Origin of the sequence: Streptomyces mutabilis (genome assembly GCF_046628145.1) — a bacterium.
Lineage (GTDB): Bacteria > Actinomycetota > Actinomycetes > Streptomycetales > Streptomycetaceae > Streptomyces > Streptomyces mutabilis.
Map to the genome: position 1 here is coordinate 3318496 of NZ_CP176874.1, position 21685 is coordinate 3340180.

19 protein-coding genes and 1 pseudogene are annotated in these 21685 nt (G+C 72.4%); 11 read left to right on the forward strand and 9 right to left on the reverse strand.

Annotation, left to right across the window (positions count from 1 at the left end):
* Positions 1–2: 2 nt before the first annotated feature.
* From ACLIN4_RS14665 to galU, 4 genes are all read right to left on the reverse strand, one after another.
* Entirely contained in the window at positions 3–542 is a 540-nt protein-coding gene (locus ACLIN4_RS14665; RefSeq protein WP_411575864.1) for a MogA/MoaB family molybdenum cofactor biosynthesis protein, read from the reverse strand.
* The gene (gene moaC, locus ACLIN4_RS14670) at positions 539–1060 is read right to left on the reverse strand and encodes a cyclic pyranopterin monophosphate synthase MoaC (protein WP_107479702.1); all 522 of its coding nucleotides are present in this window, start codon (positions 1058–1060) and stop codon (positions 539–541) included. The genes ACLIN4_RS14665 and moaC overlap by 4 nt, the downstream gene beginning before the upstream one ends.
* Positions 1061–1146: 86 nt before the next feature.
* Entirely contained in the window at positions 1147–2496 is a 1350-nt protein-coding gene (glp, locus tag ACLIN4_RS14675; RefSeq protein ID WP_373420352.1) for a gephyrin-like molybdotransferase Glp, read from the reverse strand.
* 5 nt (positions 2497–2501) lie between these two features.
* Complete coding sequence (gene galU, locus ACLIN4_RS14680) at positions 2502–3404, reverse strand: UTP--glucose-1-phosphate uridylyltransferase GalU (protein WP_073729798.1); 903 nt, start codon at positions 3402–3404, stop codon at positions 2502–2504.
* Between the two features lie 92 nt (positions 3405–3496).
* Here galU and ACLIN4_RS14685 point away from each other — a divergent pair, with 92 nt between their 5' ends.
* Complete coding sequence (locus ACLIN4_RS14685) at positions 3497–4111, forward strand: 5-formyltetrahydrofolate cyclo-ligase (RefSeq protein WP_307652677.1); 615 nt, start codon at positions 3497–3499, stop codon at positions 4109–4111.
* 86 nt (positions 4112–4197) lie between these two features.
* Here the strand turns inward: ACLIN4_RS14685 and ACLIN4_RS14690 are convergent, their stop codons facing one another.
* On the reverse strand, positions 4198–7005 hold the full coding sequence (locus ACLIN4_RS14690) for a penicillin acylase family protein (protein WP_289908905.1): 2808 nt from the start codon (positions 7003–7005) through the stop codon (positions 4198–4200).
* Positions 7006–7296: 291 nt separating this feature from the next.
* Between ACLIN4_RS14690 and ACLIN4_RS14695 the strand changes: the two genes are divergently transcribed.
* The 6 genes from ACLIN4_RS14695 (at position 7297) to mscL (ending at position 13413) form a co-directional block, all read left to right on the forward strand.
* A complete protein-coding gene (locus tag ACLIN4_RS14695) occupies positions 7297–8904 on the forward strand; it encodes a potassium/proton antiporter (RefSeq protein ID WP_373420353.1) in 1608 nt (535 codons plus the stop codon).
* A gap of 430 nt (positions 8905–9334) precedes the next feature.
* Positions 9335–10651, forward strand: a complete 1317-nt coding sequence (locus ACLIN4_RS14700) for an MFS transporter (protein ID WP_290012573.1) — start codon at positions 9335–9337, stop codon at positions 10649–10651.
* Positions 10652–10719: 68 nt separating this feature from the next.
* Positions 10720–11040, forward strand: coding sequence for an FmdB family zinc ribbon protein (locus ACLIN4_RS14705; protein ID WP_107479704.1), 321 nt, complete (start codon positions 10720–10722; stop codon positions 11038–11040).
* A gap of 82 nt (positions 11041–11122) precedes the next feature.
* Positions 11123–11965, forward strand: a complete 843-nt coding sequence (locus ACLIN4_RS14710; RefSeq protein WP_043372111.1) for an S-methyl-5'-thioadenosine phosphorylase — start codon at positions 11123–11125, stop codon at positions 11963–11965.
* A 386-nt stretch (positions 11966–12351) separates the two neighbouring features.
* On the forward strand, positions 12352–12831 hold the full coding sequence (locus ACLIN4_RS14715) for a hypothetical protein (RefSeq protein WP_307653576.1): 480 nt from the start codon (positions 12352–12354) through the stop codon (positions 12829–12831).
* Positions 12832–12942: 111 nt separating this feature from the next.
* The gene (gene mscL / locus ACLIN4_RS14720; protein WP_107480343.1) at positions 12943–13413 is read left to right on the forward strand and encodes a large conductance mechanosensitive channel protein MscL; all 471 of its coding nucleotides are present in this window, start codon (positions 12943–12945) and stop codon (positions 13411–13413) included.
* A gap of 19 nt (positions 13414–13432) precedes the next feature.
* Here the strand turns inward: mscL and ACLIN4_RS14725 are convergent, their stop codons facing one another.
* The gene (locus tag ACLIN4_RS14725; RefSeq protein ID WP_100048435.1) at positions 13433–13609 is read right to left on the reverse strand and encodes a hypothetical protein; all 177 of its coding nucleotides are present in this window, start codon (positions 13607–13609) and stop codon (positions 13433–13435) included.
* 110 nt (positions 13610–13719) lie between these two features.
* Here ACLIN4_RS14725 and ACLIN4_RS14730 point away from each other — a divergent pair.
* The 4 genes and pseudogenes from ACLIN4_RS14730 to ACLIN4_RS14745 all read left to right on the forward strand — a co-directional run.
* A pseudogene (locus tag ACLIN4_RS14730) lies at positions 13720–14181 on the forward strand (low temperature requirement protein A); the annotation flags it as partial.
* An 89-nt stretch (positions 14182–14270) separates the two neighbouring features.
* Entirely contained in the window at positions 14271–15314 is a 1044-nt protein-coding gene (locus ACLIN4_RS14735) for a P1 family peptidase (protein ID WP_289908902.1), read from the forward strand.
* Between the two features lie 135 nt (positions 15315–15449).
* A complete protein-coding gene (locus ACLIN4_RS14740; RefSeq protein WP_307652675.1) occupies positions 15450–16673 on the forward strand; it encodes a L,D-transpeptidase in 1224 nt (407 codons plus the stop codon).
* 177 nt (positions 16674–16850) lie between these two features.
* Entirely contained in the window at positions 16851–17600 is a 750-nt protein-coding gene (locus ACLIN4_RS14745) for a DUF6227 family protein (RefSeq protein ID WP_179342795.1), read from the forward strand.
* A gap of 93 nt (positions 17601–17693) precedes the next feature.
* On the opposite strand, the gene ACLIN4_RS14750 is transcribed toward ACLIN4_RS14745, so the two are convergent.
* The 3 genes from ACLIN4_RS14750 to ACLIN4_RS14760 form a co-directional block, all read right to left on the reverse strand.
* Positions 17694–19784, reverse strand: coding sequence for a PTS fructose transporter subunit IIABC (locus ACLIN4_RS14750; RefSeq protein ID WP_381941616.1), 2091 nt, complete (start codon positions 19782–19784; stop codon positions 17694–17696).
* Positions 19785–19916: 132 nt separating this feature from the next.
* Positions 19917–20864, reverse strand: a complete 948-nt coding sequence (gene pfkB, locus ACLIN4_RS14755; protein ID WP_100048440.1) for a 1-phosphofructokinase — start codon at positions 20862–20864, stop codon at positions 19917–19919.
* Positions 20861–21622 (reverse strand): DeoR/GlpR family DNA-binding transcription regulator, encoded by a 762-nt coding sequence (locus tag ACLIN4_RS14760; protein ID WP_100048441.1) that lies wholly within the window; start codon positions 21620–21622, stop codon positions 20861–20863. The genes pfkB and ACLIN4_RS14760 overlap by 4 nt, the downstream gene beginning before the upstream one ends.
* Between the last annotated feature and the right edge of the window lie 63 nt (positions 21623–21685).

Genomic DNA, 21685 nt, shown 5'->3' on the forward strand with positions numbered 1-21685 from the left:
GTTCAGCTCGCACCCCCACCACTGGCGGGTCTGGGGTGGTCGCCGCCGTGGAGCTGGTCCACGGCGTGGGTCAGCAGCGGCTCCAGCACGGCGAGGCCGTCCTTCACCCCACCGGAGGAGCCCGGCAGGTTGACGATCAGCGTGCCGCCCGCTACTCCGGCCAGGCCCCGGGAGAGCGCCGCGGTCGGCACCTTGTCCCGGCCGTACGCCCGGATCGCCTCCGCGATGCCGGGGACCTCGCGGTCGATCACCGCCGAGGTCGCCTCGGGGGTGCGGTCGGTGGGCGAGATGCCGGTGCCGCCGGTGGTGACGATCACGTCGTAGCCTGCCGCGACGCCCGCGCGCAGGGCCGCCTCGACGGGCTCCCCGTCGGGTACGACCCGCGGGCCGTCCACCGCGAAGCCGAAGCGGCGCAGGCCCTCGGCGATCAGCGGGCCGCCCTTGTCCTCGTAGACCCCGGCGGCGGCGCGGTTGGACGCGGTGACCACCAGGGCGCTGTACGGGGCGCGCGGGACGCCACCGGCCGACGCGTCCAGCGTCATGACCGGCTCCAGTCGCCCGACTTGCCGCCCGTCTTCTCCTCCACCCGCACGTCCGTGATGACCGCTCCCTTGTCGACCGCCTTCACCATGTCGATCACGGTGAGCGCGGCGACGGAGACCGCGGTGAGCGCCTCCATCTCGACACCCGTGCGATCCGTCGTCCTCACCGTGGCGGTGATCTCCACGGCGTCGTCCGCGACCGACAGGTCCAGTTTCACACCGGAGACCGACAACGGGTGACACAGCGGGATCAGGTCCGGGGTGCGTTTGGCGCCCATGATGCCCGCGATCCGCGCGGTGGCCAGGGCGTCGCCCTTGGGGACCCCCTCGCCGCGCAGCAGCTCGATCACGCGGGGCGCGACGAGGACGCGTCCGCTGGCGCGGGCGGTGCGCGCGGTCACGTCCTTGGCGGAGACGTCGACCATACGGGCGGCGCCCGCCTCGTCGATGTGCGTCAGCCGGTCCTGCGGGCCCTGCGCGCTCGGGCCGTCGTGCGGGGGTCGGTCCTGCGTACTCATGCTCGTGTGGCGCTCCCGGTCCGGGCCCGGCGCGGTGCGGCGCGCGGGCCTGCTGTGCGCGACACGGTACCGCCAACAGGCCGGGGTCAGCCGAGCAGGACCACCTCGACCTCGGCGCCGGGCTCCACGGACTCGGTGTCCTCGGGGACGACGATCAGCGCGTCGGCGTGCGCGAGGGCGGCCACGAGGTGGGAGCCCGCGCCGCCGACCGGGGTGACCGTGCCGTCGGCGCAGGTGCCGCGCAGGAACTGGCGGCGGCCCTTGGGCGAGGTCAGCGCCTTGTCCGCGGCCAGGGTCGCGGTGGTCGTCGGGCGGTGGAGGTCGGCGAGCCCCATGAGGGTGCGGATCGCGGGGCGGACGAACAGCTCGAAGGAGACGTACGACGACACCGGGTTGCCCGGCAGGGCGAGGAGCGGGGTGTGGTCGGGGCCGATGGAGCCGAAGCCCTGGGGCTTGCCCGGCTGCATGGCGAGCTTGCGGAAGTCGACGCCGCTGCCCGGCTCGTCCTCGTCGGCGACGTGCGCCAGCGCCTCCTTGACCACGTCGTACGCCCCGACGCTCACGCCGCCGGTGGTGACCATGAGGTCGGCGCGCACCAACTGGTCCTCGATGGTGGACCGCAGGGTCTCGGCGTCGTCGGCGACGGCGCCCACGCGGTAGGCGATGGCTCCCGCGTCGCGGGCGGCGGCGGTGAGGGCGAAGCTGTTGGAGTCGTAGATCTGACCGGGCGCCAGTTCCTCGTCGGGCTGGACGAGTTCGCTGCCGGTGGAGAGCACCACCACGCGCGGGCGCGGGCGCACCCGGACCCTGCCGCGGCCGATCGCGGCGAGCAGGGCGATCTGCGGCGGGCCGAGGACCGTACCGGCCTCCAGGGCGCGGTCGCCGGCGGCGACGTCGCTGCCCTTCGCGCGGACGTGGGCGCGGGCCTCGGCCGGGCGGTACACGTGCACCTGCCCCTCGGCTCCCTCCGGGGCCAGGCTGCGGGCGGACATGCCGGCCACCGGGCCCGCGCCGAGCCCGCCGTCGGTCCACTCGACGGGGACGACCGTCTCGGCGCCGGGCGGGAGCGGGGCGCCGGTCATGATGCGGGCGGCCTGACCCGGTCCCACCGACAGCGGGTCGGCCTGGCCGGCGGCGACGTCCCCGACGACCTCCAGGACGGCGGGGAACTCCTCGCTCGCGCCCGCGACGTCGGCGACGCGCACCGCGTACCCGTCCATGGAGCTGTTGTCGAACGGCGGCAGGGAGAGCGGCACCGTGATGTCGTCGACCAGGACACAGCCCTGGGCGTCGAGCAGGTTCAGCTCGATGGGTTCCAGGGGGCGGACGGTCGCGAGGATGTCGTCCAGGTGGTCCTGCACCGACCACAGCCGGTCCGGACCGAAGTCCGCGGTGGCGTGCTCGTGGCCGGTGTCACGGTGCGCGGCGCTGCTCAACGTCGTTACATCTCCTCGGCTACGTAACTGCGAAGCCAGGTCCGGAAGTCCGGGCCCAGGTCTTCACGTTCGCACGCGAGTCGGACAATGGCACGCAGGTAGTCGCCGCGGTCGCCGGTGTCATAGCGGCGGCCCTTGAAGACGACGCCGTGCACCGGGCCGCCGACCTTCTCGTCCTCGGCGAGCTGCTGGAGGGCGTCGGTGAGCTGGATCTCGCCGCCGCGGCCGGGCTCGGTCTTGCGGAGTATGTCGAAGACGTGCGGGTCGAGGACGTAGCGGCCGATGATGGCGTAGTTGGAGGGGGCGTCGGCCGGGTCCGGCTTCTCGACCAGTCCGCTCACCTTGACGACGTCGTCGTCCCCGGTGGCCTCGACGGCCGCGCAGCCGTAGAGGTGGATCTGCTCGGGGGCGACCTCCATGAGGGCGATGACGCTGCCGCCGTGCTGCTCCTGGACGTCGATCATCCGCTGGAGCAGGGGGTCGCGCGGGTCGATCAGGTCGTCGCCGAGCAGGACCGCGAAGGGCTCGTCGCCGACGTGCGGCGCGGCGCACAGCACGGCGTGGCCGAGGCCCTTGGGGTCGCCCTGGCGGACGTAGTGGATCATGGCGAGGTCGCTGGATTCCTGGACCTTGGCCAGCCGGCTCGCGTCGCCCTTCTTCTGGAGGGCGGACTCGAGCTCGTAGTTGCGGTCGAAGTGGTCCTCCAGGGGGCGCTTGTTGCGGCCCGTGACCATGAGGACGTCACCGAGGCCGGCGGACACGGCCTCTTCGACCACGTACTGGATCGCCGGCTTGTCGACGACCGGCAGCATCTCCTTGGGAGTGGCTTTGGTGGCCGGCAGGAACCGGGTGCCGAGTCCGGCTGCTGGGATGACAGCCTTGCTGATCCTGGGGTGGGACTGAGTCATGCGCGCCACCATATCCGGTACCTATGGGGAGAATCTGTGACTCCGGATACCGGATGCTCATATGAGCATCCTAGACGTTACAGGAGCGGTCCATGAGTCACAACGCACCCGCGGCGGGGTCCGACAAGCGAAGCCTGCGGCGGGGGTTCCTCGCGGCGCGGAACGCGCTGACCACGGATGCCGTGCGGAAAGCGGCGGACGCGCTGGCCGGGCGGGCGCTCTCCATGCCGGAGGTCGCGGGGGCGCGCGCCGTGGCGGCGTACGTCTCGGTGGGCGCCGAGCCCGGGACCCGCGCGCTGCTGGACGCGCTGCGCGCGCGGGGCGTGCGCGTCCTGCTGCCCGCCCTGCTGCCCGACAACGACCTGGACTGGGGCGAGTACACCGGTGAGGGATCTCTCACGCGCGTGCGGCACGGCGGGCGGATGCCCCTGTCCGAGCCCGCCGGCGAGCGCCTGGGGCCGGACGCCGTCACGGAGGCGGACGTGGTGCTGCTGCCGGGGCTGGCGGTCGACGGGCGCGGCATGCGGCTGGGGCGCGGCGGCGGGTCGTACGACCGGGTCCTGGCGCGTCTGGAGCGGGCGGGCGCGCGTCCCGCGCTGCTGGTGCTGCTCTACGACGCGGAGGTCGTCGCGCACGTCCCCGAGGAGCCGCACGACCGGCCGGTGGACGCGGTGGTGACGCCGTCGGGGGTACGCCGGTTCCGCTGACCGCGCGGGGACGGAATCGGGGGCAGCGCGCGAGAAGGGCCTCCACGCGCGCGTGGAGGCCCTTCTCGTCTGCCGGTACGGGCCGACTACGGCTTGAGCACCAGCGTGTCGCTCGTGCTCTCGTCGACCGCCTTCTCCGTGAAGGCCCACGGCAGCAGTTCACCGTCGGCCCACTTGTCGGTCTGGTCGGTGTAGTGGGCGCTGTAGGCGTGCCCGGAGGCGCCGGTGAGGTTGATCCAGCGCGACTTGTCGAGGTCACCGAGGTTGACCACCATCCGCATGGACGGCACCCACACCACCCCGTAACCACCGGCCGCGTTCCAGCCGGAGGCGTTGACCGCTGCCTCGCCGCCGCTGAGCTTCCACGGGCCGCGGTTGAGGGCGTACTTCAGGAAGCCGGGGCCCTCGGTGCCCAGGGTCTGGTTCTTCAGGAACAGGCGGTGCAGCCTGCCCCAGTTCCAGGTGTCGATGTCCTTGCCGAGCTTGGCGGTCAGCTCCCAGCGGGCGTCGACCATGGCTCGCTTGAACAGGTCGTCGCGGTTGTGGTCGGCGCCCTTGCGGGTGCCGTTCGCCGGCGTCGTCCACCAGTCGCTCTTCGGCTTGTCCATCAGCTGCCGCACGACCTCGAACCAGCGGTCGCCGCCGTCCGGCTGCGCCTGGTCGGCGTCGCGCTGGCCGCACTCGCGGACCTTGTTGGTCTCGTCGGCCGGGCCGGTGGTGTTGACCGGGTCGACCCACAGGCACTGGCCCTTGACGCGCAGTTCCTTGGGCAGCTTGTTGCCGAAGGCGAGCTTGAGGATGTTGCGCCACACGGCGTTGAAGTAGGCGGCTGCCGCCGAGTCGGCGTCCTGGGTGTAGTCCCAGCCCTCCAGCAGCTTCTGCGCCTCGCGGACGTCCTTGTCCTCGACGTCGATCTTCAGCAGCTGGGGCACGAGCAGCTTCGCGATCTCGCTGCTGTTGTCCAGCTGCATCTGGCGCATGTCGTCGGTGGAGATCTTGCCGCCGTCCTTGATCTTCTGTTCGATCAGGGAGGTGATCCGCTGGCTGCGGGTGCCGTAACCCCAGTCCGTGGTGAGCGTGTAGGGGTAGTCCTCGTCGACGACCGCCTGGTTGGCGGTCACGATGTAGCCGCGCTCCGGGTCGTACTCGTACGGCAGCTCGTCGTCGTCGATGTACTCGCCGGTCCAGCGGTAGTCGGGGTCCCAGCCCGGCGCCGGGACCGAGCCGTCGTGGTCCTTGGCGCGCACCGGGATCCTGCCGGGCAGCGTGTAGCCGATGTGCTCGCTGTCGGCGTAGACCAGGTTCTGCGAGGGGACGTCGAAGAGGGCGGCGGCCTCACGGAAGTCGCTCCAGTTCTGCGCCCGGTCCATCGCGAAGACGGCGTCCATGGTGGTGCCCGCCTCCAGCGCCGTCCAGCGCAGCGAGACGCCGTAGCCGTCGCCGCGGTCAGGGGCGGCGGTCTCGACGGTGGCCTTCTTGCCGACCTTCACCAGCTCGTCGTCGCGGTCGGAGAGCAGGGGGCCGTTGTTGGTCTCACGGACCACGATCTTCTTGGACTCGCCGCCGGCGACCTTGATGGTCTCCTCGCGGGTCTCGAAGGGGACCACCTTGCCGTCGTACTGGTAGCCGTCGCCGGTGATCTTCTCCAGGTAGAGGTCGGTGACGTCGACTCCGGAGTTGGTCAGGCCCCAGGCGATCTCCTGGTTGTGGCCGATGACCACGCCGGGCATGCCCGCGAAGGTGTAACCGGCGACGTCGTAGCGGCACTTGTCGGAGACGGTGCGGCAGTGCAGGCCCATCTGGTACCAGACGGACGGCAGCGACGGCGACAGGTGCGGGTCGTTGGCCAGCAGCGGCTTGCCGGTGATGGTGTGCTCGCCGGAGACGACCCAGGAGTTGGAGCCGATGCCGTTGCCGTTCACGCCGACGGCGGTGGGCAGGTCGTCCAGGACGTCCTGGAGGCCCGAGAGCTGGCTCTGCAGGGCGTTGCCGGTGCCCGTGCCGGTCCCGGTTCCGACGCCTGTACCGGTTCCGGTGCCCGTGCCCGTGCCGGTCCCGGTGCCCGTGCCGGTCCCCTCGTCGCCGCCGGACGCGCCGCCGCCCTCGAACGTCTCGGTGAGCTCGTCGTACTGGCCCTCCTGGACGATCGCCTTGTTCCGGTCGTAGGGGTAGGCCGGGTACAGGTCGGCGATCTGCTTCGGGCCGAGGCGGCTGGTCATCAGGGCGCGGTCGACCTCGTCCTGCATGTTGCCGCGCAGGTCCCAGGCCATCGCCTTCAGCCAGGCCACCGAGTCGACCGGGGTCCACTCCTGGGGCTTGTAGTCGTTGGTGAAGCCGAGGGCGGCGTACTCCAGGGAGATGTCCGCGCCGTCCTTGCCCTCCAGGTAGGCGTTGACGCCCTTGGCGTACGCCTGGAGGTACTTCTTGGTGGAGTCCGACAGCTTCTCGTCGTACTCCTTCTTCGCCACCCGGTGCCAGCCCAGGGTGCGCAGGAACTCGTCGTTGTCCACCTGGCTCTTGCCGAACATCTCCGACAGGCGCCCGGCGGTCATGTGGCGGCGCACGTCCATCTCGTAGAACCGGTCCTGCGCCTGGACGTAGCCCTGCGCCATGAACAGGTCCTCCTCGGAGGACGCGTAGATCTGCGGGATGCCGTAGCCGTCGCGCTTGACGTCGACCGGGCCGGACAGTCCCTTCAGTGTGAGCGAGCCGGTGGTCTGCGGGAAGGACGCGCGGACCGTGCTGACGGACCAGTACCCGCCGTAGACGAGGCCGCCGATGACGGCCAGGACCAGGACGAGGACGAGCAGGCGGCCTTTGCGCCCCTTCTTCCCCTTCTTCCTGCCGGACGTGCCGGGCTGCTGACCCGTAGAGGCGGTGGTGGTGGGGGGCATCGCTGTCCTTGCTGTCCTAACACGAGCGGCAGGGGCGGGCTGTGCTTCGTACTGAGCGACCGAGCGCTGGAGCAACTGTAGGCGCAGGCCCGGCTCCGCCTTGACGCGGAGTCGGGTACTGGCACGCACGGGCGTTCGATCCTGCCAAGCCGAGCGTCAAGAACTCGTCAAGAGTTAGGTAAGGTAACGAAGTAGTTGTCCGCAGAGCACTGCGGTCTCGTGTGCCATGGGGGTGTGTTTTCGCGCGCCGCGTGGCGCGCTCGTCCGCGCTGCGGGCCTCATGTGGTCCGTATGTGGGGCGTATGCGCTGGTACGTATCCGTGCGTACCCGTACGTGCCCCGTGGGGTCCGCGTGTGATCCGTGCTGTGCGTCAGGGAAGGGAACGGCCGCTGACTGTCCACCACCTCAACCAGCTCCTGCTCGTCTGCTCGCTCGTCCTCCTCATCGCCGTGGCGGCGGTCCGGATCTCCTCGCGCAGCGGGCTCCCCAGCCTGCTCGTCTACCTGGCGATCGGCGTCGCCATGGGCCAGGACGGCATCGGCGACATCCACTTCGACAACGCCGAACTGGTCCAGGTCATCGGATACGCGGCCCTGGTCGTGATCCTGGCCGAAGGCGGTCTCGGTACGAAGTGGAAGGAGGCGAAACCGGCCCTGCCGGCCGCCTCCGCACTGGCCCTGGCCGGGGTCGCGGTCAGCGTCGGCGTGACCGCTGCGGGCGCGCACTACCTGACCGGGCTGGAGTGGCGGCAGGCACTGATCGTCGGTGCGGTGGTCTCCTCCACGGACGCGGCGGCCGTGTTCTCGGTGCTGCGCAGAATCCCGTTGCCCGCACGCATAACGGGCACTCTGGAGGCCGAGTCCGGCTTCAACGACGCACCGGTGGTCATCCTGGTGGTCGCCTTCTCCACGGCCGGCCCGATCGAGCACTGGTACGTGCTGCTGGGCGAGATCGCGCTGGAGCTGGCCATCGGCGCCGCCATCGGGCTCGCGGTCGGCTGGCTCGGGTCCCTCGGGCTCAGGCACGTCGCGCTGCCCGCCTCCGGCCTCTACCCCATCGCCGTCATGTCGATCGCCGTCGCCGCCTACGCGGCCGGCGCCATGGTCCACGGCAGCGGCTTCCTGGCCGTCTACCTCGCGTCGATGGTCATGGGCAACGCCCGGCTGCCGCACTGGCCCGCCACGCGGGGCTTCGCCGACGGGCTCGGCTGGCTCGCCCAGATCGGCATGTTCGTACTGCTCGGCCTGCTGGTCACCCCGCACGAACTGGGCGACGACATCCTGCCCGCCCTGATCATCGGGCTGGTGCTGACCATGGTGGCGCGTCCGCTGAGCGTCGTGCTGTGCCTGCTGCCGTTCCGGGTGCCCTGGCAGGAGAAGGCGCTGATGTCCTGGGCCGGGCTGCGCGGCGCCGTGCCCATCATCCTGGCCACGATCCCCATGGTGGAGGGCGTCGAGGGAAGCCGCCGCATCTTCAACATCGTCTTCGTCCTGGTCGTCGTCTACACCCTGGTCCAGGGCCCGACGCTGCCCTGGCTGGCCCGCAAGCTGCACCTGGGCAAGGGGGACGAGGCCGCCGACCTCGGCGTCGAGTCGGCGCCCCTGGAGCGGCTGCGCGGGCACCTGCTGTCCGTGACGATCCCCGAGGGGTCGAGGATGCACGGCGTGGAGGTCAGCGAGCTGCGGCTGCCGGCCGGGTCCGCCGTGACGCTGGTCGTGCGCGACGGGAAGTCGTTCGTGCCGCTGCCCACGACGGGACTGCGGCGCGGGGACGAACTCCTCGTGGTCGCCACCGACCCCGTCCGGGACGCCGCCGAGGCGCGGCTGCGCGCGGTCGGCCACGGCGGCAAGCTGGCCGGCTGGCTGGGCACGGGTGAGGCGAACGGCAGCCGCAGGTGAGCGAGTGCGGCAGCCGCGGGTGAGCGAGTGCGGGGCGTAGGTGGACGAGTGCGGCAGCCGCAGGGTGACGAGTGCGGGGGCGTCGGTAGACGAGTGCGCGGCAGCCGCGGGTGACGAGTGCGGGATCGCAGGTGATCGGACGCGGCAGCCTCAGGTGGGCGGCGGGCGCGGAAATCGCAGGTGAACGTGAGAAGGGTGCGCGCTTTCACAGGTTGCGCCCGTCTTCCCCCCTGTACGATGAATGCGGCACCTGATCGAACCAACTCTGCCTGAAGCAGAGCTGGCGCGACCGTATGGCGGCCGGATCGCCCCTCTTCCGCGCGGGCTCCGGCATCTACCGCAGTCCGCGCAAGAGGACAGCTCTCGGCGCTCCCGCACGGCGACAGCCGCGAGGCGGACCGCGCTACCAGGCGGCAGAAAGGCACGGGCCGTGGCATCCACGGTCACCTCGTCGAAGAAGTCGCCGGACGGGACGCGGCACACCGGGTCCCGCTCCGCCCGCGCCGGATACGGCCGACTGCTGCGCACCCGCGGCGCCTGGACGTTCCTGCTGCCCGGCTTCGCGGCACGCCAGCCGTTCGCCATGCTGACGCTCTCCATCGTGCTGCTGGTCCAGCACACCACCGGTTCCTACGGCGTCGCGGGCGCCGCGGCGGCCGTCACCGGCGTCTCCATGGCCGTGTTCGCCCCCTACAGCGGGCGGCTCGCCGACCGCTACGGGCAGCGTGCGGTCCTGCTCCCCGGCGTGCTCGTGCACGCGGCGTCCGGTCTGACCCTGACCGTCCTCGCGCTCGCGGACGCACCCCTGTGGGCGCTGTTCGCGGCCGCGGTGCCCACCGGCGCCTCGGTTCCGCAGATCGGCCCCATGGTGCGGGCCCGCTGGGGCGTGAAGCTCAAGGACTCCCCGCTGATGAGCACGGCGGCCGCCTTCGAGTCCGTCACCGACGAGCTGACCTTCGTCCTCGGCCCGCTCCTGGCGACCGCCTTGTGCACGGCCGTGGACCCGGCCGCGGGCCTGGTCACCGAGGCCGCGCTCACCCTGGTGGGCGGTCTGCTGTTCGCCGCGCAGAAGAGCACCCAGCCGACGGTCGGCCGTGCCGCCGACGGGCACGCGCGCGTGGAGCACGTTTCGGCACTGCGTGTCCCCGGGGTGCGCGTCCTCATCGTGGTCTTCCTGGGCATCGGTTCCGTCTTCGGCGGCATGCAGGTCTCGCTGGCCGCCTTCACCGAGTCGATCGGCGAGCCCGGGCTGAACGGCGTCCTGTACGGCGTCTTCGCCGCGGGCAACATGCTCTCCGGCCTGGCCTGCGGGGCGATCGCCTGGAAGGTGGCCCCGCAGCGGCGCCTCCTGATCGGCTACACCGCCCTCGCCGTGACCGCGTCCGGCCTGTGGGCCGCTCACTCCGTGCTCGTACTGGCCGGTCTCGGCCTCCTGGTCGGCATGTGCATCGCACCGGCCCTCGTCACCGGCTACACGCTGGTCGAGGACCTGGTCCCGGCGGGCGCCCGCACCGAGGCGTTCACCTGGCTGACCGGCGCGGTCGCGCTCGGCCAGGCGGCGGCCGTCACCGTCTCCGGCCAGCTGGAGGACCGGCTCTGGGGCGGCGCCGGGTTCCTGGTGCCGATGGGTGGCACGGTGCTCGCGCTGGCGACGCTGCTGGCACTGCGTTCGCGGTTGGCGACCCCGCCGCGCGGACGTACGGTCGCGCGTGGCGTCGGTCACCGCGAGCACGCCGCAGTGGACTGATCCCGGGGAATGCGTCACTATGGACCGTCGTTAGCACTCATCGAGTGAGAGTGCCAGGAGGAAGACAAGTGCCGACGTACCAGTACCAGTGCACCGAGTGCGGCGAGGGCCTCGAGGCGGTGCAGAAGTTCACCGATGACGCCCTGACCGAGTGCCCCAACTGCCAGGGCCGCCTGAAGAAGGTCTTCTCGGCAGTCGGCATTGTCTTCAAGGGCTCCGGCTTCTACCGCAACGACAGCCGCGGCAGCTCGTCCAGCAGCTCGCCGGCGTCGTCGGCCAAGTCGGCGTCGTCCACGGCGTCCTCCTCGTCCTCGGAATCCGGTTCCTCGTCGGGCTCGGGCTCGTCGTCGGGCTCCGGCAGCTCCTCCGCCGGCACCACCGCCGCGTAGGGCCTCCACAGCTTCTCGCGGGACCCCGTCGTCGACCGACGACGGGGTCCTCGGCGTCGGCCGGGGCGGCTAGGGTGCGGGCATGGCGAACAAGGTGAATGCCGAGATCGGCGTGATCGGCGGCTCCGGTTTCTACTCGTTCCTCGACGACGTGACCGAGGTACAGGTGGACACCCCCTACGGGCCGCCCAGCGATTCCCTCTTCCTCGGCGAGGTCGCCGGCCGACGGGTCGCCTTCCTCCCCCGCCACGGGCGCGGCCACCATCTGCCGCCGCACCGGATCAACTACCGGGCCAACCTGTGGGCGCTGCGCTCGGCCGGCGTGCGCCAGGTCCTCGGCCCCTGCGCGGTCGGCGGCCTGCGCCCCGAGTACGGGCCGGGCACGCTGCTGGTGCCGGACCAGTTCGTGGACCGCACGCGGTCCCGGCCCTCGACCTACTTCGACGGGCTGCCGACGCCGGACGGCACGGTGCCCAACGTGGTGCACGTGTCGCTGGCCGACCCGTACTGCCCCACCGGGCGGGCCGCCGCGCTGAAGGCGGCCCGGGGGCGGGACTGGGAACCGGTGGACGGCGGCACACTGGTCGTGGTCGAGGGGCCCCGCTTCGGCACCCGGGCGGAGTCCCTGTGGCACCGGGCGCAGGGCTGGTCGGTGGTGGGCATGACCGGCCACCCCGAGGCCGCGCTCGCCCGTGAACTGGAGCTCTGTTACACCTCGCTGACCCTCGTCACCGATCTCGACGCCGGTGCGGAGAGCGGTGAGGGCGTCTCCCACGAGGAGGTCCTGCGGGTCTTCGCGGCGAACGTGGACCGGCTGCGGGGCGTCCTGTTCGACGCGGTGGCCGCGCTGCCGCCGACCGCCGACCGGGACTGCCTGTGCGCGACGGCGCTGGGCGGGATGGATCCGGGGATCGCGCTGCCGTAGAGCCTGGGGCGGGCGGCGGGCGGCGGGGGGCTGGGGGCCCGGGGGGGGCGTGTGGTGCGGGCCGGGAAGGTGTGTGCGGTGCGGGCCGGGGCCTGCGGGAGCTGTGCGGCCTGCGGAAGCTGTACGGCCTGCGGGACCCGTGCGGCCCGTGCGCGCGACCGTGTGAAGCCGTGCATGAGCAGTCCCCCGGCGGGGGCGGAGCGGCACGTTCGGGTGGCGGAGTTGTCCACAACCGGTCGGTAGCGCACGGGCTCCGGCGGACATCGGCGAAAAGCCTCATCGTGGACCCGCAAGCCGATCCCTCGTCACAGGTGGTGGTCACCGTGTCCCGTTCCGCCCTCGCCTCCCCCCTGCCGCTCGGCACCGACGCCCCGCCCACCTGCGAGGTGCCGCACTTCACCCCGGTGCGGGTGCGCGGCGGACGGCACCGACTGCACCGGCTCCTGCGCCACCGACGACGAGCCGTCGCCGCCGGACTCGCGGTCACCGCCGCGGCGCTGGTGGCGGCGGGCCCGCATCCGGGAGCCGGCGCCCCGGGCGCCCAGCGGGCCCGCGGGCATCCGGTGGCCGAGCCGGTACGCGAGCGGCACGGCGCGCGGCCGGTGTCGGCGCCGGTGCGGATCGCCGACGCGGCCACGGTGCGCCTGCTCAGGCCCGGCGACCGGGTTGACGTCGTCGCGGCCACGGACGGCGGCTCGGGCGAGGCGACCGTCCTCGCGCGCGGGGCGCGGGTGACGAAGGTGCCGGAGCCCGTGGACGGGGACGCCGCGGGTGGGGCGCTGGTCGTGGTCTCGGTGCCCCGCGCGACCGCCCACCGGCTGGCCGGCGCGGCGGCCACGGCACGGCTCGCGGTGACGCTGTGCTGAGCCCGTCAAGTCCCTCGTTGGAGGTGCCGGATTGGACAGGGTGGCCCAACGCTGACGTAGGTTGCGGAGCGTTTTGTTCCACACCCGGTTCAGTCAAGGAGTGCCCCCGAGGTGAGCGAGAAGAAGGAGCCGAGCGTCTGGGATGGCTTCAAGGCCTTCCTGATGCGCGGAAACGTCATCGACCTGGCGGTGGCGGTCGTCATCGGCGCCGCCTTCACCAACATCGTCAACTCGGTGGTGAAGGGGGTCATCAACCCTCTGGTCGGTGCGTTCGGCACCCAGAGCCTGGACAGCTACAGCTCCTGCCTCAAGGGTCCGTGCACCGGTACCGGCGACAGCGCGACGGGCGTGCGGATCCTGTGGGGCTCGGTGCTGGGCGCCACCCTCACGTTCCTGATCACCGCGGCCGTCGTCTACTTCCTGATGGTCCTGCCCATGTCGAAGTACCTGGCCCGGCAGGAGGCCCGACGCAAGGCGAAGGAGGGCGCGGAGGAGGTCATCGAGGTCTCCGAGCTGGAGGTGCTCAAGGAGATCCGCGACGCGCTGGTCGCACAGCGCGGGTCGGGGCACGACCGCCCGTAGGGGCGCCGCACCCCGCGGCTCACAGGTGGTGGGGCGGCTTCTCGTCGAGGAAGCGCTTCAGGTCGGCCGCGCTGTCGCCCTCGGAGCGCCCGCCCCAGCCGCGGTCGGTGTCGTCCGAGCTCTGCTGGTCCAGCGGGTCGTCGAAGACCAGCGCCGGCCTGGGCGCGCGGGGCTCGGGTTCGGGGGTGCTGCTCATGTCTCCAGGGTACGGCCCGCTGTGTGAACGGTGCTCCGCCCGCCCGGCTCGCCCCGGCGGGCGGGGCCGTCCGCAAGCAGATCCGCGTCGTCTCTGCTGTGCTGGGAGCCATGCTGTCCAGTCCGGCCTCCGCAGGGGCCCCCTCCGGTCCGCCCGACGTCCAGCCTCCGCTGCGCAGACTGACGGCCCGCGGCCGGCACGAGTCGCACCGCGCGGCCACGCCGCTGGAGCTCTTCTTCGATCTCTGTTTCGTCGTCGCCATCGCCCAGGCGGGCGTCCAGCTGGTGCACTCCGTCGCCGAGAACCACGCCGGCGAAGGCATCCTCGACTACGCGATGGTCTTCTTCGCCATCTGGTGGGCGTGGATGAACTTCACTTGGTTCGCCTCGGCCTACGACAACGACGACGTGCCCTACCGGATCGTCACCCTGGTGCAGATCGCCGGCGTGCTGGTCCTCGCGGCCGGAGTCTCCCGAGCCTTCGAGGACCACGACTGGACGGCCGTCGTCATCGGCTACGTGATCATGCGCGTGGCCATGTCGACGCAGTGGCTCAGAGCGGCCCGCTCCGCCACGCGCGGTGTTGTCCCCCACCGGTGCTGTCCGCCCTCCACCGGTGCTGTCCGCCCCCGAAGGCAACGTGCCTGGACCAGACTGACGGCATGACAGTCGACGCATTGACGGATGTCGCCGGAGTTCTGGTGGGGCATGCGACGCGCAGGGGCGACGGGTGGCTGACGGGCACCACGGTGGTGCTCGCGCCGGAGGCCGGGGCGGTCGCCGCCGTGGACGTGCGCGGGGGCGGTCCCGGCACGAAGGAGACCGACGCGCTCGATCCGCGCAACCTGGTGCAGCGGGTCCAGGCGCTGGTGCTGACCGGCGGCAGCGCGTACGGGCTGGACGCGGCGTCCGGGGTGATGGCCTGGCTGGAGGAGCGGGGCCGCGGCGTACGGGTGGGCCCGGACCCCGCGCACGTGGTGCCGGTGGTGCCCGCCGCCTGCGTCTTCGACCTGGGGCGCGGTGGCGACTTCCGGGCCAGGCCGGACGCGGCCACCGGCCGGGCGGCGGTGGAGGCGGCGCACGCGAGCACGCCGGGTGCGCCGGTGGCCGAGGGGTGCGTCGGCGCGGGCACGGGAGCGGTGGTCGGCACGTTGAAGGGCGGGGTGGGCACCGCGAGCACCGTGCTGGACTCGGGGATCACGGTGGCGGCACTGGTGGTGGCGAACGCGGCGGGGTCGGTGACCGACCCGGAGACGGGGGTGCTGTACGGGGAGTTGTTCCGGGGCGGGCGGGTGCGGTATCCGGCGCCGGAGGTGCACGAGGCCGCCGGGCGGCGGCTCGCCGAGGTCGCGGCGAGGAACGCGCCGCCCCCGCTCAACACCACACTCGCCGTGGTCGCCACCGACGCGGACCTGTCCAAGGCGCAGGCGCAGAAGCTGGCCGGCACCGCGCACGACGGCATCGCGCGTGCGGTGCGGCCGGTGCACCTGCTCAGTGACGGGGACACGGTGTTCTCCCTGGCGACCGGGGAGCGTCCGCTCGACGCGGGGCAGCCGCTCGCGCTGAACGAGGTGCTGGCGGCGGGCGCCGACGTGGTGACGCGGGCGATCGTGCGCGCCGTACGGACCGCCGGGCCGGTGGACGGGCCGGGCGGGGCGTGGCCGTCGTACGAGGAGCTGTACGGGCGTGCGTCGGGGGCCGGTTGAGCCGCGTGCGCGGGCGATTGTCCCGGTTCTGTCACGCGTCGGGGTTCCGGGCGGTCGGCGGGAACCCGGTCGACCTCCGCTCACCTCTACAGGGTTGAAGGTAATACCGCACAACACCTCATCCTGGAGCAGCTCGTGACAAGGCCGGTCATAGCATCGCGGCGCGTACTGGGGGCCTGTGCCGCCCTGGTGGTCGGCGCCCTCACCCTCACCGCCTGCGGCGGCAGCGCCAGCGCCGACGACGAGAAGGGCGGCAACGGTGGCGCGGACTCCGCGAAGACCTCGGTCGCGAAGGTCGTGATCTCGGCGAAAGACGGATCGACCGGCGCCTCGATCAACACGACCGGCGTGAAGGTCAGTGACGGCCGGCTCACCGAGGTGAGGATGACCGTCGCGGAGACGGGCGCGGCCGTACCGGGCGCGGTCTCCGCCGACGGCGGCACCTGGAAGCCGAAGGAGCAGCTGGAGCGGGGCACCAAGTACCGGATCCACGCGACCGCGAAGGACGCCGACGGTCGTACCTCCGCCGCCGACTCGGTCTTCACCACGGTCTCCGCCGCCAACAGCTTCATCGGTACGTACACCCCGGACGGCGGAACCACGGTCGGGGTGGGGATGCCGGTGTCGTTCACGTTCGACAAGGCGATCAGCGACAAGAAGACCGTGCAGTCGCACATCTCGGTCACCTCCAGCAGCGGGCAGGAGGTGGTCGGGCACTGGTTCGGCGACCAGCGGCTCGACTTCCGGCCCGAGGAGTACTGGAAGGCCGGTTCGAAGGTCACCATGAAGATCGACCTGGACGGCGTGGAAGGCGCGAACGGCGTCCACGGCGTGCAGAAGAAGACGGTGACCTTCACCGTGGGCCGCGCCCAGGTCTCCACGGTGGACGCGAACACCCAGACCATGACCGTCGTGCGGGACGGCGAGACGCTCAAGTCGCTCCCCATCTCGGCGGGCAGCGCGGAGAACCCGACGTACAACGGACAGATGGTGATCTCCGAGAAGTCCCTGGAGACGCACATGGACGGTTCGACGGTCGGGTTCGGCGGCGAGTACGACATCCCGGACGTGCCGCACGCGATGCGACTGAGCCGGTCCGGCACCTTCATCCACGGCAACTACTGGTACAACAAGGGCAATCCGCCCTTCGGCGCCCAGGGCACCAGCCACGGCTGCGTCGGGCTGCGGGACGTCCAGGGCGGGCAGGGCGCCACCGACGGCAAGTGGTTCTACGACAACTCGCTCATCGGGGACATCGTGGTCGTCAAGAACTCCCCGGACGGCACGATCGCGCCGGACAACGGGCTCAACGGCTGGAACATGGCGTGGAGCGAGTGGGTCGCCGGGAGCGCCGCCTGATCGGCCGATCAGCCTCTTGAGCAGCGGATTTTGACGGTTCGTCGGGCCGCGCGGGAACATTTCGCGCGGCCCGCGCGTTTTTCGTGCGTACGTTTTCTCGGTTCCCGGACATGATGTCCGACCGAGGGGCTACGGTATGCACCCACAAGGTGACATGCAGCAACGCCGGGAGAAACCTTGAGCGTTCCGTACGAGACGGCAGCGTACGAACCACCCGAGTCGCCCGAGTCTCCGGAGGAGCACCTCATGCGACTGCTGGGTCGCGCCCTGAACTCGTTCGAACTGCCCGACGAGACGATACGGCAGCTGGACTGCGCGCTGGCGCACGACGGTTCACTGCACTCCGCGCACCACAGCGCGGGGCTGCACCGCGAGACGTACCGGCACACCTGGCTGCTCGCCGACGGCTCGGCGGTCACGCTCTGGGAGCTCGTCCACAACACCACCCCGGGCGGCGAACCGCAGCACGAGGTGTACGTCGACGAGGAGGAGCTGCGCACCGCCACCGCACGCCTGGCCCTGCCACCGGACACCCCCGACTTCGAACTGCCGGTGCAGGTGCAGCTGTCCCCGGCCCCCGCCCCCCGGCACAGCTACGTCCCCGACGCGTCGGCGGACCACGCCCGCCGGTTGCTGCGCCGCGCGGAGAACCCGGACCGGCCCGGCGCCGACCTCGCCGCCCGGCTGGCGACGGCGTCCGCGCACCGGATCACCCAGGCCTTCGGCGGCCCCGGCCGCGCTCGCAGCGCCCGGATCGGCTTCTCGCTCTACGAGCACGCGTTCCTGCTGCGCGACGGCGCGGAGGTCTCGCTCTGGGAGGTCGAGCACACGGCCACGCCCGACGGGCGGCACATGTGCGAGGTCTACGTCAGCGAGGACACCGCCCGCCGGGCGATGGAGCGTCGCGCGGCGCAGGTATCCCCGTAGTGGTTCGCCGGGTTCCGCTCTGTCCGGCGGGAACGCCGCCGGGCCGGGTCCCGTGCGGAACCCGGCCCGTGGACCGTTGACGGCGACCGTCCCCTACGCGGCCACCGGCTGCTTCGCCCCCGGTGCCGAGGCCGACGGGTCCGCGCCGCCGGTTCCCGGTGCAGCCGCTCCCGACGCCGGCTTGCGCAGACCCTTGAGGACGAGCACCAGGGCCGTGGTGACGCAGACGCCCGCGGCGATGGCGACCAGGTAGAGCAGTGGGTTGCCGATCAGCGGGACGACGAAGATGCCGCCGTGCGGGGCGCGCAGCGTGGCGCCGAACGCCATCGACAGGGCGCCGGTGACCGCACCGCCCACCATCGAGGACGGGATGACCCGCAGCGGGTCGGCCGCGGCGAACGGGATCGCGCCCTCGGAGATGAAGGAGGCGCCCAGCACCCAGGCGGCCTTGCCGTTCTCGCGCTCGGCGGCGTTGAAGAGCTTGCCGCGCACGGTCGTGGCCAGGGCCATCGCCAGCGGCGGGACCATACCGGCCGCCATGACGGCCGCCATGATCTTCATCGCCGAGTCGCTCGGGTCGGTGACCGCGATGCCGGCCGTGGCGAAGGCGTAGGCGACCTTGTTGACCGGGCCGCCCAGGTCGAAGCACATCATCAGGCCGAGCAGGGCGCCGAGCAGGACCGCGTTGGCGCCGGACAGGCCGCTCAGCCAGTCGGTCATCGCCTTCTGCGCGGACGCGATGGGCTTGCCGATCACCACGAACATCAGGAAACCGACGACCGCCGAGGAGATCAGCGGGATCACCACCACCGGCATGATCCCGCGCAGCGCAGCAGGGATGCGCATCCGCTGGATCGCCATCACCACGGCACCGGAGATCAGACCCGCCGCCAGGCCGCCGAGGAATCCGGCGTTGATGGTCAGCGCGATCGAGCCGCCGACGAAGCCGGGGACGAGACCCGGGCGGTCGGCCATGCCGTAGGCGATGTAGCCGGCCAGCACCGGGACGAGGAAGGCGAAGGCCACACCGCCGATCTGGAACAGCAGCGCCGCCCAGCTGTCCGCCTGCGACCACACGAAGTGGTCCATCACCGAGGGCGCCTTGTTGATCTCGTAGCCGCCGATCGCGAAGCCCAGGGCGATGAGCAGACCGCCCGCGGCGACGAACGGGACCATGTAGCTGACGCCGGACATCAGCCAGACGCGCAGCTTCGTCCCGTACCCGTCCCCGGACCCGCCGCCGCGCTCGACCGGCGTCGCACCGGAGGAACCGCCAGCGCCGCCGTCACCCGCCGCACCGGCCGCCGTGACCTCGCCGCTGGCCGCCTTGCCGCGGACCTCGCCGATCAGCTCGCCGGGCCGGTTGATGGCCGCCTTCACGCCGGTGTCGACGGTGGGCTTCCCGGCGAAGCGGTCTTTGTCGCGTACGGGCACGTCGTGGGCGAAGATCACGCCGTCCGCCGCCGCGATCACCGCCGGGTCGAGCCGGGTGAACCCTGCCGAGCCCTGCGTCTCGACGACCACCTCGACGCCCGCCTCGCGGCCGGCGTTCTCCAGCGCCTCGGCCGCCATGTAGGTGTGCGCGATGCCGGTGGGGCAGGAGGTGACGGCGACGACGCGGAAGGGGCGCTCCGGCTCGCCGGGAGCCTCGTCGGGGCTGCCCGTGGCGGTCCCGGCGGAGGCCGCCGCCGGGACCGCCACGGAGTCCTCGGGGCCTTCCGAAACGCCCTCGGCACCGTCCGGCTCCTCCCCGCGGATCAGCGCCGCGGCGGCCGTCGCGGCGCCCACCGAGCGCAGCGCGTCGGTGAACTCGGAGTTCATCAACTGCCGCGCCAGGGACGACAGGATCGTCAGGTGGGCGTCGTCCGCGCCCGCCGGAGCGGCGATCAGGAAGATCAGGTCGGCCGGGCCGTCCGCCGCCCCGAAGTCGATGCCCGCCGCGCTGCGCCCGAAGGCCAGCGTCGGCTCGGTGACGTGTTCGCTGCGGCAGTGCGGGATGCCGATGCCGCCGTCGAGGCCGGTCGGCATCTGCGCCTCGCGGGCCGCCACGTCGGCGAGGAAGCCCTCCAGGTCGGTCACCCGGCCCAGGGCCACCATCCGCTCGGCGAGGGCGCGCGCCGCCGCTTCCTTGGTGTCGGCGGACAGGTCGAGGTCGACCAGGTCCGCGGTGATCATCTCGCTCATCGCGGGCTCCTTAGCTCGCGTATCGCCCGGAACGCGGGGGTGCGGGGGCGGAAACGGGGAGGGGGACGGGGGCACTGCGGTGGGGATCGGGTACGGCCCGGGTGAGCGGGCCGACGGCTCGGTGTGCGGAAGTCATGACGCCGGCTCCTTCAGTACGCGGTCCACCGGCACCTCGGCCGTGACCGTCACCGCGCCCGGGTCCAGGTCGGCCGGCGTCGGCATCACACTGCCGGGCAGCCGGACGGCCGCGGCACCGTGCGCTACGGCGGAGGCGAGGGCACCCGGCCCCGCACCCCCGGCGACCAGGAAACCGGCGAGGGAGGAGTCACCGGCGCCGACGTTGCTGCGCACGGCGTCCACCCGGGCGGCGCCGAACCAGGCGCCCGCGTCGTCCACGAGGAGCTGCCCGTCGGCGCCGAGGCTGGCGAGCACGGACCGGGCGCCCAGCTCCCGCAGTTCCTCCGCCGCCTTCACCGCGTCGCCGACCGTGACCAGGGGACGCCCCACGGCCTCGGCGAGCTCCTCGGCGTTCGGCTTGACCACGTCGGGCCGCTCCCGCAGGGCCTGGAGCAGGGCGGGACCGGAGGTGTCGAGGGCGATGCGGACACCGGCGGCGTGCGCCCGGGCGACCAGGTCGGCGTACCAGGAGGGGGCGAGGCCGCGGGGCAGGCTGCCGCAGCAGGCGATCCAGTCCGCGCCGGGCGACTGGCGCCGTACGGTCTCCAGGAGCAGTTCCCGCTCGGCCGCCGACAGTTCGGGGCCCGGTGCGTTGATCTTCGTCAGGACGCCGTCCGCCTCGGCGAGCGCGATGTTGGCCCGGGTGACGCCGGCGATGGGCACCGGCGCGACCTCGATGCCCTGGGCGTCGAGCAGTTCGGAGACGAGCGCGCCGGAGGGGCCGCCGAGCGGCAGCACCGCCACGGTGCGCCGGCCGGCCGCCGTCACCGCGCGGGAGACGTTCACGCCCTTGCCGCCCGGGTCCACGCGCTCGCCCCTGGCGCGGACGACCTCGCCGCGGTCGAGGGAGGGCACCTCGTAGGTGCGGTCCAGGGACGGGTTGGGGGTGACGGTGAGGATCATGCGCGTACTACTTCCGTGCCGTCGCGCTCGATGGCGGTGGCGTCTTCGGGGGTCAGCCCGCTGTCGGTGATCAGCAGGTCCACGTCGTCGAGGGAGCCGAAGCGGGCGAAGTGCTCCTGGCCGTACTTGGAGGAGTCGGCGAGCAGCACCACGCGGCGGGCGGCGGCGACGGCGGCCCGCTTGACCGCGGCCTCGGCGAGGTCGGGGGTGGTCAGGCCGTGCTCGGCGGAGAAGCCGTTGGCCGCCACCAGCACCACGTCGGCGCGGATCTCGCCGTACGCGCGCAGCGCCCAGGCGTCCACGGCGGCGCGCGTACGGTGCCGCACGCGCCCGCCGACCAGGTGGAGCTGGATGCCGGGGTGGTCGGCGAGGCGGGCCGCGATGGGCAGGCTGTGGGTGACGACGGTGAGCGAGGCCTCCCGCGGGATCGCGGCGGCCAGCAGGGCCACCGTGGATCCGGCGTCGAGGATCAGCGTGCCGTCGGCGGGCAGTTCCGCCAGGGCCGCCTTGGCGATCCGGTCCTTCTCGTCGGCCGCGGTGGACTCGCGCTCGGCGAGGTCCGGCTCGAAGTCGAGCCGCCCGGCGGGGATCGCGCCGCCGTGCACGCGGCGGAGCAGACCGGCCCGGTCGAGGGCCTTGAGGTCGCGGCGGATGGTCTCCGCCGTCACCTGGAACTCCTCCGCCAGCGACACCACGTCCACCCGGCCGCCGTCCCGCGCGAGCCGGAGGATCTCCTGCTGACGCTCCGGTGCGTACATGACGCGTTCGCCTCCGACCTGTACCGAGCCATGCCCGAACCTGTGGTTTCTCACGGAGGCTAC